We start from the raw sequence: 16,174 nt of genomic DNA on the forward strand, positions 1-16,174 counted from the left end.
ACGACGCGACACGACGAATGAAAGAGACGCAGATGACCCAGCAGTTCGCAGGCAAGACCGCACTGGTCACCGGCGGCGGATCCGGTATCGGTCGGGCGTCCGCCCTGGCCCTTGCCGCCGAAGGGGCGCTGGTGACGGTCGCGGGCCGCACCGCGGAGACCCTGAAGGAGACGGTGCGCCTGATCGAGGCCGCCGGCGGCTCGGCCCGCCATGTGGTGGCGGACATGACCGACGAGGCTCAGATCGAGCGTGCCGTCAAGGCCGCGACCGCGGACACCGGCCGCCTGGACATCGCCCTGAACAACGCGGGCTACGACGGCGAGTACCAGCTCACCAAGGACTACTCCACGGACATGCTCGACCACATGCTCGCCCTCAACGTGCGCGGCGTGTTCCTGTCGATGAAGTACGAGCTCCAGTACATGGTGGCGCAGGGCTCCGGCGCGATCGTCAACATGTCTTCCGGCGCGGCACTGGTGGGTGTCCCCGGGTTCTCCGGTTACACGGCTACCAAGGCCGCCGAAGTCGCCATGACCAAGAGCTCCGCCCTCGAGGTCGCACCCCAGGGCATCCGCATCAACGCCGTGTGCCCCGGCCTGGTGGAAACCCCGATGATCGCGGACATGCCAGCGGAGGACCGGAAGGCGTTCGGCGCTGCCCACCCCCTGGGCCGGATCGCCCGCCCGGAGGAGATCGCCGACGCCGTCGTCTGGCTCGCCTCCGACAAGTCCAGCTTCGTCACCGGCATCGCACTGCCCGTCGACGGCGGCTACAGCGTCCCGTAGTCACGGGCGAGACGTCGGCGGCGTATGAACCGGCCGACACTGGACGCAATGCCGCTCAGCACATTCCCAGCCGCCCGGGGTCTGCCCGACCCCGGGCGGCCGTACCCTGCGGCAAGCAGGCACTTCCCGGACATCCACGCCCAGTGGTGCTTGTGAATGTCCCACGACCGCGGCCATGGAGTCGTAGGCGCCGTGCAGGGAGATGCTGGTCATGTCCCAGTGCCAGCGCGTGGTGTCGATCCCGAACTCGGCTTTCGCCCTGGCGCCCACCGAGCCGTTGATCTGGGCCAGGTGCGGGGCGATCGCGTGCAGAGCACGGCCGATCCGGTCGTCGTTGAGGAAGTCCGGGGTGATGCCGAAGACCTCGTCCACCGCCCACTGCTCAGCCCACTTGTTCACCTTGAACATCGGCATCGGCGAGGAGAGCCGGTTGGCGATCAACGCCTCGATGACTTGTCTGTGGGTGATGTGGGTGACCTCGGTCCGCATCGGACACAGCCCATCGATGATCCCGGCGACGTCCAGACGGCGCAGGAACTGGCCTCGGGTATTGAGCCGGGCGAGTTGGTCTGACTCAGAGTTAGCGAAAGGTGCCTCGTGGCCTGCGAGGATACGAGTGTCGAAGTCGTGTCCGCGCAGAGAGCAGGTGCACCTTTCTGGTGGTGGAGCGTACCGGGTGGGGCCGGCAGCTGTCTGTGACGGCCGACGGGAGGGGGTTGGTTGGGCATGCTGGGGCGGTGCTGCTGCACCGGGTCGCGGACCGGGTCGGGCTGACCGTCGCGCTCCAGCGACTGTGGCCGGCGGGCGGGAGCGCAACCTGGCGGAACCGTGCGCATGTGCTCCTCGGCCTGGCCTCGGCGATCGTGCTCGGGGCGACGAACCTGTCCGAGGCCGAGCAGCTCCAGGCCCACCATCAGGCGATCCTCGGCCCGGCCGGGTCTGACTCGACCGCGCACCGGCTGCTGGCGGGGATGGACGAGCGGGAACTGGGGCGGATCGCCAGGGCGAGAGCCCGGGTCCGGCGGCACCTCTGGAGCCTGCTCGCACTGCGACCGGGAGGTTTCCCCTGGCTGGCGGTGGCCGGCAAGGTGCTGACCGGCTGGATCGTGATCGACATCGACGCCACGGTCATCCTGGCCTCCTCCAAGAAGGAGGGCGCCGCGGCCACCTTCAAGAAGACGTTCGGCTTCCACCCCTTGGCGGCGTGGTGCGCCAACACCCAGGAATCGCTGGCCATGCTGCTCAGGCCGGGCAACGCCGGATCGAACACGGTCGCCGACCACCTTGCCGTGCTCGCGGACGCGCTTGGGCAGATCCCCGACAGCTCCCGGGCAAAGATCCTGGTCCGCGTCGACGGCGCGGGCGCCACCCACGAACTGTTGGAGCATCTGGAGAAACTGAACACCGCCCGGCGCACTGTGCGCTACCTGACCGGCTGGACCATCACCGCCGACGACGAGCAGGCCATCGCCCACCTGCCCGAGCGGGCGTGGGACGCGCTGCTCGAACAGGACGGCACACCCCACGAAAGCTACGGGGTGGCGGAGTTGACCGGGCTGAACCAGCGGTCGGGCTGGCCGGACGGGATGCGGCTGTTGGTCCGTCGGGTCAAACCGTCCGGGCGGCAGGTCAAGAAGCTGACCGCGTTCGAGAAGAAGACCGGCTGGAAGGACTCGGTCGTCGCCACGAACATCCGCCACATGTGGGGCATCGCCGGCTCCCACCAGCCGCAGTGGCTCGATGCCCTCAGCCGCTCCCACGCCACGGTCGAGGACCGCGTGCGCGGCGACAAGGCGATGGGCCTGCGCAACCTGCCGTCCAAGAAGTGGCAGGTCAACCAGGGCTGGGTGCTCGCCGCGAACATCGGCCATGACCTGGACTGCTGGGTCCGTCTCCTGGCCCTGCACGACCAGGACGATCTGGTGCGAGCCGAGCCCGACACGATGCGGTACCGGATCTACCACCTGCCCGCCCGCCTGGCCCGCCATGCCCGCCGCCGGTGGCTGCGGATCGAACGCACCTGGTCCTGGGCCCACGCGTTCACCCTGGCCTGGCAACGGCTAACCGACCTCCCGGACGTCACCTAACGCTCCGGCCACCGCCTCGACGAGGACCAGGAAGGAGTGGAAGTGGAACGGCAGGACACCGGCCCCGTGGAAGCCGGCGCCCCCGCAGCGTCACGCGACGGCCCGCCCTGATGACCATGGGGACATTACGGGCGAACCGCCGAGTCGATCACCCCACGAAGGCAGCTGAAGGATCGAGGCCAACCAGCTGCGACCGACGATTTGAACGCCGACTCCGCCGAAGCCATGCGCCATCGTGATCACGGAAAGGGACCGCGGGTACGAGTACTTCTTCGAAGTCCATTACCCGCTCACCTCTTCGCAGGGATACGACTGTGTTTCGCACAGATACGACTGTGTCATTGACGAAACCCGGCGGTACATCCACGACTTCGAGGCAGTCGCAGAGCGCACCGCGACGACCATCGACCTCTACCGCGGGATGCTGGAACTGCATCCCGACCGCGTCAACCAGGGTGCGCTGTGGGGCTCGGCCAGGTCCGCCAAGGGCTGACCGGCCGCTGCGTCGCACGCCGTCATCGACCGGCGCTCCGCCTCAAGGGTGAACCGGGTGGTTGGAGGCACCGATCGGCGCGGGCGAAATCAGACCCGACATCCAGATGCTTCTGTTGGTGAACTGATCCAGGCTGCGCAGGCCAGGAGACGAACGGGCCACAGTCTCTACGAAAATTCAGGCGAGGTGACACCAACCCGCCGCAGGGTTACTTTCTGTCCGTAATAGGCAAAATGGCTATGGGCATGTTGTCGCGAGGGCCGCCACGGAAAGAGATCCGAAAATGTACTGGAGTGCTACGGTCCGCTACGGTCTGCAGCCCGCCCCGGGCGAGCTGGCGTTCGTACAGGACCTGCTCAACACACAGTCCGCCGGAAAGCCGCGCGAACCCGACCTGCTGCAGACCACCGAAGAAGCCAATGACTGGCTCGACCAGGCATTGAAGAGCTGGAGCAGCGAGACCCACCAGCCCACACCCGCTGTGGAGTTGACGGCCGAGGACGTACGCAGCCTCCGCGACTTCCGCCATGACCTGAACCAGATCCTGCGGGCGCAGGCCGCCGAGACGGCACCGGAGACCGGCCCGACGGCCTCGCTGATGACCTTGCCCATGGCGTTGCGCCTCGACGAGCACGGGACCATCCAGGCCGAGCCGCGCGGCACGGGATGGCGGCAAGTGGCGTCACTCACCCTCATCGAGGCCTATCGGGCACAGTGCACCGACAGTCTGCGCCGCCTGAAAACCTGCCGCAACACCCGCTGTGCGACTGCCTTCTACGACCGCTCCCGCAACAACAGCGGCGTCTGGCATGACGTCCGCGTCTGCGGCAACGCCGCCAATCTGCGCAACTATCGTGCGCGCAAGCGGGCTGCTGCCGACCAGGCCTGACAATCGGCTCTCGGTATACCGTCATTCGCCGGACAGCAGCCGGATCGGTGCGTTCTGCAGCAGGCCCGAGCGCATGAAGTTCGCACGCGCAGGAACGGCTCTCGGTTGACGCGCACCACCGGCGCAGGCACAGGAGCGGCAGCCCCGGTGGGACACCGTCCCGCCGCCGGGCATCCCGGCCCGGAGGCTCCCCCAACGGCCGCCCGCGGACCCGCGCACCCGGATTGCTCGCGCTGAGCGCCGGTATTCGGTCCGCTACGCCAAATTGCGCACTCACAGAGAGATAGGTATCGTCGCATTGGGTGACGGGATCGGCGTCTGAATCCGTGCCGAATAAGTTCGAGAAAGTACAGGGGGATGCGCTCCCCCGTGCACTCTCACCCCTGGAACCAATGGGATGCTCCAAGGAGATCCGCTATGCCAGACTTCTCCCGGATGTGTTCTCGCCGAAAGTTCATCTACACATCGGCCACTGCTGGAACCATGGCGGCAACGGGGGCTTTCGGTCTGCAGGCCTTGGATTACCCCGGAAAGCCGGAATCGGCGAGCGGGAGGCAGAGCATTCGCCCCTTCCGCGTGGGCATCCCGGAGCGCGACCTTGCTGATCTTCGTCGACGCATCATGGCCACCCGGTGGCCCGATCGGGAAACGGTCAACGATCAGTCCCAAGGTGTCCAACTGGCCACGATGAAAGAACTCGCCCGTTACTGGGGAACAGTCTACAATTGGCGGAATATCGAGGAGAAACTCAACTCGCTACCGCAGTACATGACAGAGATCGACGGACTCGGCATCCACTTCATCCACGTCCGCTCTCGCCATGCGGACGCGCTCCCCATGATTCTGACCCATGGTTGGCCCGGTTCCATCCTGGAGTTCTTGAAGGTCATCGGGCCGCTCAGCAACCCAACGGCTCACGGAGGACGCGCCGAGGACGCCTTTCACCTCGTCATACCGTCGATGCCAGGCTACGGCTTCTCGGAACGGCCGACGAGTACCGGGTGGAACCCCGACCGCATTGCACGCGCCTGGGCCGTGTTGATGGCACGACTGGGGTACAAGAGATATGTCTCCCAGGGCGGCGACTGGGGCGCTGTGATCTCGGACAAGATGGCGATACAGCAACCCGCGGGACTGCTCGGTATCCATGTCAATTTTCCCGCCACCGTCCCGCCGGACATCGCCAGGAAACTCGCCTGCGGTGATCCCGTACCAGCCGGCCTGAGCCCAGACGAGAAAGCCGCGTACAACCAGCTGGCCACTTTCTACAAGACCGGATCCGGTTACTCGGCCATGATGGTCACCCGTCCACAGACCGAGGGATACGGATTGACGGACTCCCCCGTCGGACTGGCCGCCTGGATGTACGACAAGTTCGCCGCCTGGACCTACAGCGGCGGCCATCCCGAGCGTGTACTCACCAAGGACGAGATGCTCGACGACATCACGCTCTACTGGGTCACGAACACCGCGACTTCTTCCTCGCGTCTCTACTGGGAGAACAACGCCAACAACTTCAACGCCGTGTCGGTATCCATACCGGCTGCCATCACCGTATTCCCCGGAGAGATCTACCAGGCGCCACGGAGTTGGGCAACGCGCAGCTACCACGACCTCCGCTACTTCCATCAAGTCCGCAACGGCGGGCACTTCGCAGCCTGGGAAGTGCCGGACATCTTCACAAGCGAACTCCGGGCCGCATTCAGGGATCTGCGCAGCTCACAGGGAGTCACGGGAAAGTGATGCCCGGAGCGGTGCGCGACAGCGACTGCTGTCTGCCCACCGGATGCCGGCCAATTCGGGCCGCGCACATGCCCGACCCGCCTCGGCAGTGGCGGCCGGTCCGTATCACCCCGGGACGGGTTTCCGCTCGGGGTGTGCCGGGTCGAGGGTGAAGAGAGTGCCGTCGGAGGTCGCCAGCACCAGGGCGCCCTTGTTGAACCACACGGTGGGCAGAAGCCCGCTGTCCACCATGCCCATGCCGCCGGCTCCGAGCCGATCGACCAGCTTGTAGCCACCGATGGATCTCGGGTCGTCCTTGTGCAGCGGCACGTGCAAACCCCCTCAGCCGCCCGGCAGTTCGATGCGCCAGCATACGTAGCGGGAAGGCATCGGCGGCCAGGCCCCTGCGTTCGCAGTCTGGAATCCGGCCGCCTTCACAGAAGCGTCACACGCGCTCTGGTCTCGGGTGACGCCCAGCCGGCAGCGGCACAGTGCCACAGCCAGTAGCCGAGGAGGGCGATCGCGGAGCCGAGGGCGGTCTGTGCCAGGCGTGCGGCCGCGGTGGAGTCCGCGGGCAGGCCGAGGATGTCGAGCAGGATGACGATGTAGAGGGTGAGGAAGGCGGTGTAGAGCAGGTAGCCGGCGTCGAACAGGGCATACGCCGTCGCGATGGCGAGCACGGCCGCTGCGCTGAGTCCGACCGGGCCGGGGGCGGCCAGCGCGACCAACGCCGCGGCGCCCGAGCCGACGGCGGTGCCCAGGGCCCGGCCCACGCTGGGCTGGAGCGTGGCGGTGAAGTCCGGCTTGAGCACCAGGAACACCGTCAGCACCGCCCAGCGTCCTTCGAACATTCCCGTGGCCTGAACCAGTGCCTCGGCGGCACCCGCCACGACGGCCAGCGGAAGGCGTGGCGCCCTGTCACCGCCGCTCAGAACGCCTACCTGGGTACTGAACGGGTACCGCCGCCCCGGCGGCGTGTACCTGTCGGTGGACGCTCCCGAGGACATCGAATGCTCCCTGCCGGCGTCCGGTCTGGGGCCGGACGACGTGGACCGCCCCCGTGTCGCCCGACACCGCGACGCTCCCGCAGCCCAGCGCGGACCTCCCCATCCACTATCTGAAAGTCACCGACGTGCAGACCGTTCGCGACATCGGCACCGCCTGGCTGGGCTCCCGCACTCTGCCGCCGGCGCCACAGCGGTTCCTCGACCACGCACTGAGCGCGACGGCCGCCATGAACGAGGCGTCCGCAGCACGAGCCTGAAAGGTCGACGGCGCTGCGACCGCTGCTGTCATGATCCCGTGCTGCGCAGGCGCGCCGGCACGGCCCACCACTGGTCCGGGCGGTCCACGACCAGGGCGTCCGGCCCGGTCTCGACGTACCGGGCGAGGCGCAGCAGGTAGGCCGCGATGCCTGCCGCGCCCTGCATCCACGCCGTGCCGGGGGGTAGCAGCGGTGGGTCCTTGCGGTGCTCCAGAAAGCGCCAACGGGCGCCCGTCTCGTCCCTGATGGCCCGGTCCAGCAACGCGTCGCCCATCCTGTGCGCGGCCTGGAGCAGAATCTGTCTCCTCGCTGGTGCCCGGCAGTCCTGAGCCGCGTCCAGGAGTACGTCTCCGACGCCCGCCGTTCCGCAGCAGCGGCCGTCGTTGTCCCAGAAGCCGGGCCGGATGCGTTCCGGCAGATCCGAGGTCAGGATCGAGGTCAGACAGCGCTGCCGCAGCGCGTCGACCTCGTGACCCGCCACCTCTGTGACCCCCGCGTGGGACAGTGCGGCGAACAGGTGCGAGGTGCCCGCCGGGCCATGGCACCACGTGTACGTCACCGGTTCCACCTCCCGTCTCGACGGCGGAATCGTGTGCGGGACGATGAAACCTGCGTCCGCCAACGACCCCACCGAAAGGACGTGCCGGGCGCCCTCCACCGCAGCCTCGACGAAGTCGCTCCGGTCCAAGGCGGTGCCGGCCACTGCCAGTGCGGCCGCGATCCCGGCGGTTCCGTGGGAGTAGTTCGGCGCCCTCGATGGCCTACCCGGCGTCATGCCCCAGTCGAGGCCCGCCTCCGTACGATCCGCCGCGCGCAGCAGTGCCTCGCCTCCCAGCGTGGCGATCGCCTCGGTGAACTCGCTGTTCGCCCAGACCGCCGTCATCACCACGCCCGCGGTGCCCATCACGACGTCGGTCAGGGGCACGTCGGAAGCCGGTTCGAAATCGAGGGTGGTCTTCCATCCCTCGCTGGTGGCCAGGACGGCGAGCCGCCGCAGGGCGACCGCTTCCTCGCCCGGGGCGAGGAGTCTGAGTGCCATGGCGTCGCCTGCGAGGCCGTCGTACAACGACGGTTCCGTTCTCTGCCCGGCCTGTGCCGACAGTCTGCTCACGATGCCTGTCGCCAGTGCTGCTTCCTTCGCGCTCAGCTTCCGGTACTGGGCGATCTCGGCCAGCACCGGGGCCAGGCCCGCGATCCCCGCGTACAGCGAGTCGCGGTCCTTCGCCGGTGACATGGTTCCCGGACCGTCCTCCGGCACTGTCTCCACCAGCCACGGACCCTCGTCCTCGCGCACCTGACGCAGCACCCAGGCCCAGGCGGCCTCGCCCACGTCCCGATATACGTCGCCCCTCACCAGGTCACGCTACAACCCGCCGACCGGGCCACCTGCATCGATCGACAACTGCCGCAGTGAACGTTTTCCCCTTGAGGTTCGGCAGCTTCTTCTGCAACAGCGGCAACAGCGTTTCGGAGGGTTGCTTCGACACTCAGTCTTCCGCGACACGGATGATGGTCTTTCCCGCGGTACGCCGTTCCGGGGCGAACGCGGCAGGCGCCTCGGCCAGCGGGCGCACGGCACCGACGATGGGCTTCAGCCGCCCGTCCCGCAGCCGCCGGGCAAGATCCGCAAGCCTGTCGCGGTCGGGTTCGACGACAAAGAAGACGGACCGTCCGTTCTCGGGTTGGACGGTGGGCGGCTGAGCGATCGTGACGAGCGTGCCACCGGCGCGGACGAGAGCGGTGGAACGGTCGAGGATCTCACCGCCGATCATGTCGAAGACCACGTCGACCTCGCCGGCGTCCTCCAGCTTGTCGGCCTGCAGGTCCAGGAAGGTGTGCACGCCGAGAGCGAGGGCGGTGTCCCGGTCGGAGGCCCGACCTGTGCCGATGACCCCAGCTCCCACCTCGCGTGCGAGCTGCACCGCGAGCGAACCGACGCCGCCGGCGACACCGTGGATCAGGGCGGTCTGGCCGGTGGTGAGGCGGGCGTGGTCGAACAGCCCCTGCCAGGCGGTGAGCCCGGAGATCGGCAGTGCGGCGGCCGTGATGTGGTCGACGTCCGCCGGAAGAGGCGCTAGGTTGCGGGCCTCCACCGCCGTGTACTCAGCCAGGGAGCCGTTGCGGGTCCAGTCCGTCAGCCCGAACACTCGCTGGCCGACGCTCAAGCCGGTGGTGCCGTACCCCAGTTCGACGACGACTCCCGACACCTCGTGGCCGGGCACGCTCGCAGTGCGGTCGTGGCCCGCACGATCGGTCCACGTTCCCGGCCACTCCAGCTCTCCGGGTGTGAACCCGGCAGCATGCACCCGCACGACGACGTCGTTCTCGGCGGCGTGGGGATAGGGAATATCCCGCAGAGCGAGGCCGCCGATACCAGCCTCGCGGTCTTGCACGGTGATGGCTTGCATGAAAGGTCCTTCCTGCCGCACAGCAGGGCATTTCACCATGAATGGGGAGCGCATCGTCTCCGACAATCATGGGCGATGCTTTTGGACCACATGGTGATTTGACGCCCCTGTCTCGTTGGGCGTTCCGGCTTCAGCCTGCGGGCAGCGGCGATCTCGCCGCCGCCGTCGGTGACGTGGGCGGCCTCCGGATGGAGCCTCCTGACCAGGCCGGCCGGATCCCCGGCTTCGTAGGCAGCGCGGAAGGCGTCGAGCACGCGTTCCCTCTCCGCCCTGGGCGCTTGCGGCGTGTCCTGCTTCGCCTCAGCCACGCGGCGTCGCGTCCGTGAGGCGTGCTGCCGGGCGGACGGTCGGGCGGTCGGGCGGTCGGGCGGTCGGGCGGTCGGGCGGCACGGAGGTGCCCAGCACCTCGGCGATCGGCAAGGCCCGTCGTCGACGCCGTAGGAGCCGCCGTGGACCCACCGGTGCACGTCCGCGGCCCGCGGCCCGGCCTGCACCACCGTCCGTGGAACAAACAGTGACCCCGTCGGGCTCGGGCTCGCACTCGCCCGCACGATGCGGGCGCATGCGAGTGGGCTCAGTTCGTCGTCGGCTCCGTACGTGTCGACCGCCCCTGCGGTGAGCGCAGCAGGCGTAGGCCGGCGAGGCTCTGGAGCGTCATGGCGGCGGCGGCCCCGGCGGTGACCGCGAAGCCGCCGCGCGGCCCGAGCGAGTCGATCGCCCAGCCGGAGACTGCCGCCGCGGCGGCCGAGCCCGCCGCGCCTGCGGAGCCGAGCCAGGAGAACGCCTGGGTCAGGACGGCCTGGTGGACGGTCGACTCGGTGAGCACGGAGAAGAGCACCAGAAGGGGTGGGATCGTGGCACCGGTCACCACCACGGCCAACCCGAGCCCGAACGGTGAGGCTACGGTGAGCAACAGCAGCGTGCCGAGCAGCAGCGCACTCGTCGCCACCAGCAGTTGCGCCTCAGGTGTGGCGCGCCACCGGCGCAGCCCGTACAGCCAACCGGCCAGCAATCCACTGCAATTGGAGACGGCGAAGATCGGGGCGGCGGCGCTCGGCGCGCCGCGCTCCACCACGAAGGCGGTGACCGACACCTGCATGGCACCGAAGAAGACCCCGATGGCGAGGTTGAGGCCCGCCAGTACAACGACTTCCCGGCGCAGCAACGACCGCTCCCCACGGGTGTGCGGGGCGCTGTCGACCGCCGGCGAGGGCACGGGTGCGCTGCCGCGCTGCGCCGCGAGGAGCAGACCGCCGACCACCGACAAGGACACAGCCAGCACCGTTCCGACGACGGGATGTCCGGACGCGGCGAGTGCGCTGATCAACGTCGGGCCCACGAGGTAGCCCACCGCGTTGCTGACGGACTCCAGTGCGAAGGCGGTGGGCAGTTCCGCCGATCGGCCGGTGCGCAGCAGTGCCGCCCAACGTGCCGCGGACATCGCGGCGAGTTGGGGAACGCTGGCCCCGACCAGGACACCGCCCAGAACGAGGAGGGCGTCGGAGGCGTCCGCGGCGATCAGGGACACGAGGACCGCCACCGCGAGGGCGTGGGCGAGCAGGGAGGGCGGCAGGACCCGGGTCTGCCCGAACCGGTCCACGAGCCGGGCCAGTTGTGGCGCCGCGAGCGCTTCGGACACCGCGAACCCGCCACCTACCAGGCCGGCCGCGGCGAAGGTGCCGGTGTGGCTGTGCACGAGCCAGACGATGCCGAGGCTGGTCATCGCGACGCCGACGCGTCCGAGCGATGCCGGGAGGAAGAAGGCTGCAGCACCCGGGGTACGCAGCAGGGAACGGTAGTTCGCCGACGGCACGGCGAGTCCTTTTCGCTGCCCGGCGGGACGGCCCACCTGGGTCGTCGGTGCCCGGATGTACCGACCCTTGGTCGCCGCCTGAAACCGTCCAGTGGTGGCGCGGAGAGGGGGCACGCGCCCCGCACCGACTCCATCACCGGGCAGAAATCTTGATGTGTTGTCGGCGGCCATTGTCATCGCCAGGGGCGGCGATGTCCATGCCCTTGCGGCTGCCGCTCCGCCGTCTGTGCCAAGGGACGAACAGCAGAGGCGACTTCGCCGCGTCGCACAAGTGACCCGCACCGACCGCGCCCCCCTGCCCGGGTTGCCCACGAGGACCTCTCCACCCGGAGACGCCGAGCGGCAGTCGGATCCGACAGGGCGTCGCGGCAGCGAGCCCTCCGTCAGTGGGTGCGGCCGTACGCCGGTGCTTCAGCCATGGGTGACGTTCGCCGTGAGCAGGCGGAGCAGCTGCTTCGCGGTGGCGTCCTGTTCGGGGGTCAGGCCCATGGCCTCGCCGATGGCGAGGGGAACGGTGCGGGCTTTCTCCCGGAGATCCGCCCCGGCTCGGGTGAGGCGTACCGCGACGGAGCGTTCATCCTCGGCGCGGCGCTCGCGGTGAATCAGACCGGCGGCTTCGAGGCGCTTGAGCAGCGGCGAGAGGGTGCTCGATTCCAGCTGGAGGGCGTCGCCCAGGTCCCGCACCGTGACCGGGTCCTGCTCCCACAACACCAGCATCACGAGGTACTGCGGGTAGGTCAGCCCGAGCTTGTCCAGCAGGGGCCGGTAGCGGGTGGTGACCGACCGCGAGGCGGCATACAGGGCGAAGCAGAGCTGGTCCTGAAGCAGCAGTGAACCCTCTTCGATGTCGTCTTGCGCGCTTTGATCCATGAGTGCGGTCCTTACCTCCGGTGATCAACAGAGGCCATTCTACCCATTCCAGACGCCCACGACCATGTATCGCTCGATTAAGTTGTGCACGACCAAATCGAGCGCTACAGTTCTATCCGTGCCCGCCGAACGGCCGGGCGCACCAGCCGTCGAGGCCACCGGCCCCGGCATCAGCTCAAGGAGTCCCCATGTCCGTGCACACCACCGGCCCGGTGCTGGAGCCGGCCGCCGCCGCGTTCGCCGAGGCCACCGCCAACCCGCCGTACCTGTTCGACCTCGGCCCGGTCGAGGGACGCAAGGCCGTCGACGAGGTCCAGTCCGGCGAGATCGACAAGCCCGAGATCCACGAGGAATGGGTGACCGTCCAGGGCGGCCCCACCGGATCGGTGCGGGCCCGCATCGTCCGCCCGACCGACGCCGACGGACCGCTGCCGGTGATCGTCTACCTGCACGGCGCCGGCTGGGTCTTCGGCAACGCCCACACCCACGACCGCCTGGTGCGCGAACTCGCCGTCGGCGCGAACGCCGCGGTCGTCTTCCCCGAGTACGACCTCTCGCCCGAGGCCCGCTACCCCGTCGCGATCGAGCAGAACTACGCCGTCGCCCGGTGGATCATCACCGACGGTGCTTCCAAGGGGCTGGACGCCACCCGCATCGCGGTGGCCGGCGACTCCGTCGGCGGCAACATGTCCGCCGCGCTGACCCTGATGGCCAAGGAACGCGGCGACGTCCCCCTGGTGCAGCAGGTGCTGTTCTACCCGGTCACCGACGCCGCCTTCGACACGCCCTCGTACCACCAGTTCGCCACCGGCTACTTCTTGCGCCGGGACGCCATGCAGTGGTTCTGGGACCAGTACACGACCGACGAGCGGCAGCGCGCCGAGATCACGGCCTCCCCGCTGCGCGCCACCACCGAGCAGCTCACCGGCCTGCCCCCGGCCCTGGTCATCACCGCCGAGGCCGACGTGCTGCGCGACGAGGGCGAGGCCTACGCCAACAAGCTGCGCGAGGCGGGCGTGCCCGTCACGGCCGTCCGGTACCAGGGCGTCATCCACGACTTCGTGATGCTCAACGCCCTGCGCGAGACCCACGCCGCCGAAGCGGCCATCAACCAGGCCATCACCACTCTGCGCACCGCGTTCGGCGTCGCCTGAGCGAGTTCGACCGCATCCGGGAGATGACGACGGCGGGGCTGCGCGTTTCCATGCGGGGCCACTGGTGACGAGGCCCGGCTTCTCCCGGCCCATGCCGGCTGCCGACTGGGGCTGCGGACTGCGGACTGCGGACTGCGGACTGCGGGAACGGCCGGCGTCCCCGGCGTGACCGAGCCCGGAAACGCGCCCCGCCGTCGTGAGAGGCGACCTTCGCAGACCACGACCGCGGGGCGGTCCACGGGCGCGGCCAAGCAAAAGTGGCGGGAGAATCCAAGCGGCGGAAGAGGAGATGCCGTCCTTCGCACATCGGTTCGACCCGCAGACGATCCGCGGCGCCGCCCGTACGGCCGCTGCGGGTCCGCGCGGAGGGCGGATCACTGTTCGCCCACGACGGACCACAGACACGCCGCCGGCCGGGCCTTGAACCATGCGCTCCAAGCCCTCGACCCATCCCGGACAGGGGACCGGATTTCCGCGCGGTTGGCCTTTTAACACGGCCCACCGAGCGTCAGACGCAACGACTCGCCGCCATCAGAAGGTGGATAGACACCACTAGATCCCCCGTACGGACTAATAGTACTTCAATATGCCTGCCTTTTGGGGCATTTGGCACTCTCGCAGCGCAACAAGCGAGGCCCGGCCATGCCCCTTTCGGCCCCCTGTCGCAACCTTCCGATATGACCGATATGGCCGTCATAGGTACGTTTGGTCGCAGTCGGCTGACGAGCCGGCATCTCCGAGATACCCGACAGGAGAAGCGACATGAAGCTCGCCCGTTCCACCATGGTGACCGCCACTGCCGGAGCCGCCGCGGCACTTGCCGTGACCGGCATCACCTACGCCTCGGCTTCCTCAGCCCCCGTGCCCCAGGCAGCCCCGGCCGCAGTCGCCCCAGCACACCACGCAGCTCCGGCCGCCGTCACACCGGCGCCCCAGACGGCCCCGGCCCCCGCTGCCGCCCCCGTCGGCAGCAACTCCGGACAAGGCAAAGGCAACGACGGCCGGGGCGATGAAGGCCGCGGCGGCGAGGGAGGCCGCGGCGGTGACGGAGGCCGAGACGAAGGAGGCCGCGGCGGTGACGGAGGTCGCGGCGGTGAGGGCCGCGGTGACGAGGGTCGCGGCGGCGAAGGTCGCGGCGGCGGTGGCTGGGGTGGTGGAGGCTGGGGTGGCGAAGGCCGCCGGGGAGGCAGGATCCTGATCAACGAGCGGTCCTACTCCACGCACCCCGGCGACTGCATCACCGTCGTCAGCGGCCTCGGCGCCAGGAGCCTGAACGTCCGCAACGAGAGCCACAAGACCGTCGAGGTCTTCCGCGGGGCGGTCTGCGACAACGGCGCGCCCATTGCCACCGTCGGCCCCCACAGCGCCAGCTTCGGCGTGCACGCGTGCCCTCCCGAGGGCGTCCACGTCAAGGACGGCGTAGTGGCCAGCTTCCGCGTGATCCGGCACCACGACGACGACTGACCCGAAACCCGCACCACCCCGGCCCGCCGGAATCGGGCCGGGGACCCCACCCCCCACCACCTGGCACACGCTCCAGTCCCGGACACCGAACACCACAACCCCGGTGCCCGGGCAAAGCCCTGTCCGCCCGCCACCTCACCCATCCGGGAACTCCCGTCCCGACTCGCTGTCGTGCACGTCGGGCCGAGCGGCGGCCGAGGAGTAGTGGAGCAGCCGTACGGTGGTTCCGTCGTCGAAGGCCGCGGTCAGTTCCGCCTCCTGCGGGGCTTCCTGGCGGTAATGGGAGTCGAAGGACACGTACGACCTCGTTGCACCGGCGGGCAGTTCGACCGCCGGGGAGACGAGCGAGGAGTCGAAACGGCCCTTGCTCGACGGCGAGCCGGTGTCGTCCCAGTCATCCGGGTCTGCGACGGCTACGACGCCCAGCGCGCGGTCGAAGTCGGCGCGGTCCTGCCCGCCGGTCTGCCACAGGCGTTTGGTGTGGAAGGTCCAGCCCTGCAGCCGCGGGGTGCCCTGCGGCATGGCGGGGGCGTTGACGACCTTCCAGCCCGCCGGGGCGGTCGCCGTCCAGCCGAGAACACCGCCCGACGGCTGCAGGGACCCGGTGACCGACTCGACGTCCTCGCCGAGCAGATGACCTTCGACGGACGCGGCGGTACGGGACTGATCTCGCCGTCGGCCAGCACGTACCGCTCTGCCGACCGGCCGCGCGCCGTGATCAGCGAGCGGTGCCCGCCTCCGGTGACGTCGCCGGGGACCGCGACGTCGTAGACGGCCGTCGCCGAGGCGCCCGCGGCCAGTGACGTGGGCGGCGCGGTCACGGTGCGCACCTGCCGGCCCGCCGGGACGACGGGAGCCACCTCCATGGCGTCGACCTTCTCGCGCGCGGTCAGTTCGACGCTGATCCTGGCGTGGGTGTCAGCCTCGACCGGCGGCTGCGTGCTTGCCCGTGGCGACCGGGGCACGAGCGGGGGCCGCAAGGGGCCGGGGCGAGGAACGGTGCGCGCAGCGCGACGCTCACCGGCTGGGCATGCGCGGCGCACCGGTCCCGCGGGTGAACTCCCCGCGGGTGAACTCTTCGACGGTTGTGGCGTCCGCGCCCAGGTCGGGGCGGGTCCGGCTCCGGACGCGGCGCGTCAGCACCCCGCCGGAACCGGTCGAAGGCATCACCGCAGGGCCGATGACACCGGCAGGGGGCCCGGGCACGAGCGGCGCGGGCCCTCGG

The 16,174-nt window shown here is 69.3% G+C and carries 16 protein-coding genes; 8 read left to right on the forward strand and 8 right to left on the reverse strand.

Going from position 1 to position 16,174, the window contains the following annotated elements; all coding sequences use genetic code 11:
• Window positions 1–32 precede the first annotated feature (32 nt).
• Window positions 33–785, forward strand: coding sequence for an SDR family NAD(P)-dependent oxidoreductase (locus GQF42_RS03395; protein ID WP_067045892.1), 753 nt, complete (start codon window positions 33–35; stop codon window positions 783–785).
• Here the strand turns inward: GQF42_RS03395 and GQF42_RS45570 are convergent, their stop codons facing one another.
• A complete protein-coding gene (locus GQF42_RS45570) occupies window positions 786–1,424 on the reverse strand; it encodes a DUF4277 domain-containing protein (RefSeq protein ID WP_267893319.1) in 639 nt (212 codons plus the stop codon).
• A gap of 23 nt (window positions 1,425–1,447) precedes the next feature.
• Between GQF42_RS45570 and GQF42_RS03405 the strand changes: the two genes are divergently transcribed.
• The 4 genes from GQF42_RS03405 (at window position 1,448) to GQF42_RS03420 (ending at window position 5,997) form a co-directional block, all read left to right on the forward strand.
• Entirely contained in the window at window positions 1,448–2,872 is a 1,425-nt protein-coding gene (locus tag GQF42_RS03405) for an IS1380 family transposase (RefSeq protein ID WP_267906120.1), read from the forward strand.
• Window positions 2,873–3,107: 235 nt separating this feature from the next.
• Window positions 3,108–3,365, forward strand: a complete 258-nt coding sequence (locus GQF42_RS03410) for a hypothetical protein (protein WP_158917481.1) — start codon at window positions 3,108–3,110, stop codon at window positions 3,363–3,365.
• Between the two features lie 283 nt (window positions 3,366–3,648).
• The gene (locus GQF42_RS03415) at window positions 3,649–4,254 is read left to right on the forward strand and encodes a CGNR zinc finger domain-containing protein (protein ID WP_158917483.1); all 606 of its coding nucleotides are present in this window, start codon (window positions 3,649–3,651) and stop codon (window positions 4,252–4,254) included.
• Between the two features lie 417 nt (window positions 4,255–4,671).
• The gene (locus GQF42_RS03420; RefSeq protein WP_158917485.1) at window positions 4,672–5,997 is read left to right on the forward strand and encodes an epoxide hydrolase family protein; all 1,326 of its coding nucleotides are present in this window, start codon (window positions 4,672–4,674) and stop codon (window positions 5,995–5,997) included.
• A 105-nt stretch (window positions 5,998–6,102) separates the two neighbouring features.
• On the opposite strand, the gene GQF42_RS03425 is transcribed toward GQF42_RS03420, so the two are convergent.
• Window positions 6,103–6,306 (reverse strand): hypothetical protein, encoded by a 204-nt coding sequence (locus GQF42_RS03425; RefSeq protein WP_158917487.1) that lies wholly within the window; start codon window positions 6,304–6,306, stop codon window positions 6,103–6,105.
• A 104-nt stretch (window positions 6,307–6,410) separates the two neighbouring features.
• The gene (locus GQF42_RS03430; protein ID WP_158917489.1) at window positions 6,411–6,983 is read right to left on the reverse strand and encodes an FUSC family protein; all 573 of its coding nucleotides are present in this window, start codon (window positions 6,981–6,983) and stop codon (window positions 6,411–6,413) included.
• A 53-nt stretch (window positions 6,984–7,036) separates the two neighbouring features.
• On the opposite strand from GQF42_RS03430, the gene GQF42_RS03435 reads away from it, so the two are divergent.
• Entirely contained in the window at window positions 7,037–7,240 is a 204-nt protein-coding gene (locus GQF42_RS03435; protein WP_158917491.1) for a type 2 periplasmic-binding domain-containing protein, read from the forward strand.
• 28 nt (window positions 7,241–7,268) lie between these two features.
• Here GQF42_RS03435 and GQF42_RS03440 read toward each other — a convergent pair whose 3' ends face one another.
• The 4 genes from GQF42_RS03440 to GQF42_RS03455 form a co-directional block, all read right to left on the reverse strand.
• Window positions 7,269–8,594 carry a lanthionine synthetase LanC family protein gene (locus tag GQF42_RS03440; RefSeq protein ID WP_233273209.1) on the reverse strand — a complete coding sequence of 442 codons (1,326 nt, stop codon included), beginning with the start codon at window positions 8,592–8,594 and terminating at the stop codon, window positions 7,269–7,271.
• Between the two features lie 133 nt (window positions 8,595–8,727).
• Window positions 8,728–9,648 (reverse strand): NADP-dependent oxidoreductase, encoded by a 921-nt coding sequence (locus tag GQF42_RS03445; protein ID WP_158917493.1) that lies wholly within the window; start codon window positions 9,646–9,648, stop codon window positions 8,728–8,730.
• Window positions 9,649–10,222: 574 nt separating this feature from the next.
• Complete coding sequence (locus tag GQF42_RS03450) at window positions 10,223–11,461, reverse strand: MFS transporter (RefSeq protein ID WP_158917495.1); 1,239 nt, start codon at window positions 11,459–11,461, stop codon at window positions 10,223–10,225.
• Window positions 11,462–11,872: 411 nt separating this feature from the next.
• Window positions 11,873–12,331: a MarR family winged helix-turn-helix transcriptional regulator gene (locus GQF42_RS03455; protein ID WP_199272557.1), complete on the reverse strand. Its 459-nt coding sequence runs from the start codon at window positions 12,329–12,331 to the stop codon at window positions 11,873–11,875.
• Window positions 12,332–12,519: 188 nt separating this feature from the next.
• Between GQF42_RS03455 and GQF42_RS03460 the strand changes: the two genes are divergently transcribed.
• Window positions 12,520–13,485 (forward strand): alpha/beta hydrolase, encoded by a 966-nt coding sequence (locus GQF42_RS03460; protein WP_158917497.1) that lies wholly within the window; start codon window positions 12,520–12,522, stop codon window positions 13,483–13,485.
• 762 nt (window positions 13,486–14,247) lie between these two features.
• Window positions 14,248–14,949, forward strand: coding sequence for a hypothetical protein (locus tag GQF42_RS03465; RefSeq protein WP_158917499.1), 702 nt, complete (start codon window positions 14,248–14,250; stop codon window positions 14,947–14,949).
• 135 nt (window positions 14,950–15,084) lie between these two features.
• Here the strand turns inward: GQF42_RS03465 and GQF42_RS03470 are convergent, their stop codons facing one another.
• A complete protein-coding gene (locus GQF42_RS03470) occupies window positions 15,085–15,471 on the reverse strand; it encodes a hypothetical protein (protein ID WP_158917501.1) in 387 nt (128 codons plus the stop codon).
• Between the last annotated feature and the right edge of the window lie 703 nt (window positions 15,472–16,174).

It is taken from the genome of Streptomyces broussonetiae (assembly GCF_009796285.1).
Classification (GTDB): domain Bacteria; phylum Actinomycetota; class Actinomycetes; order Streptomycetales; family Streptomycetaceae; genus Streptomyces; species Streptomyces broussonetiae.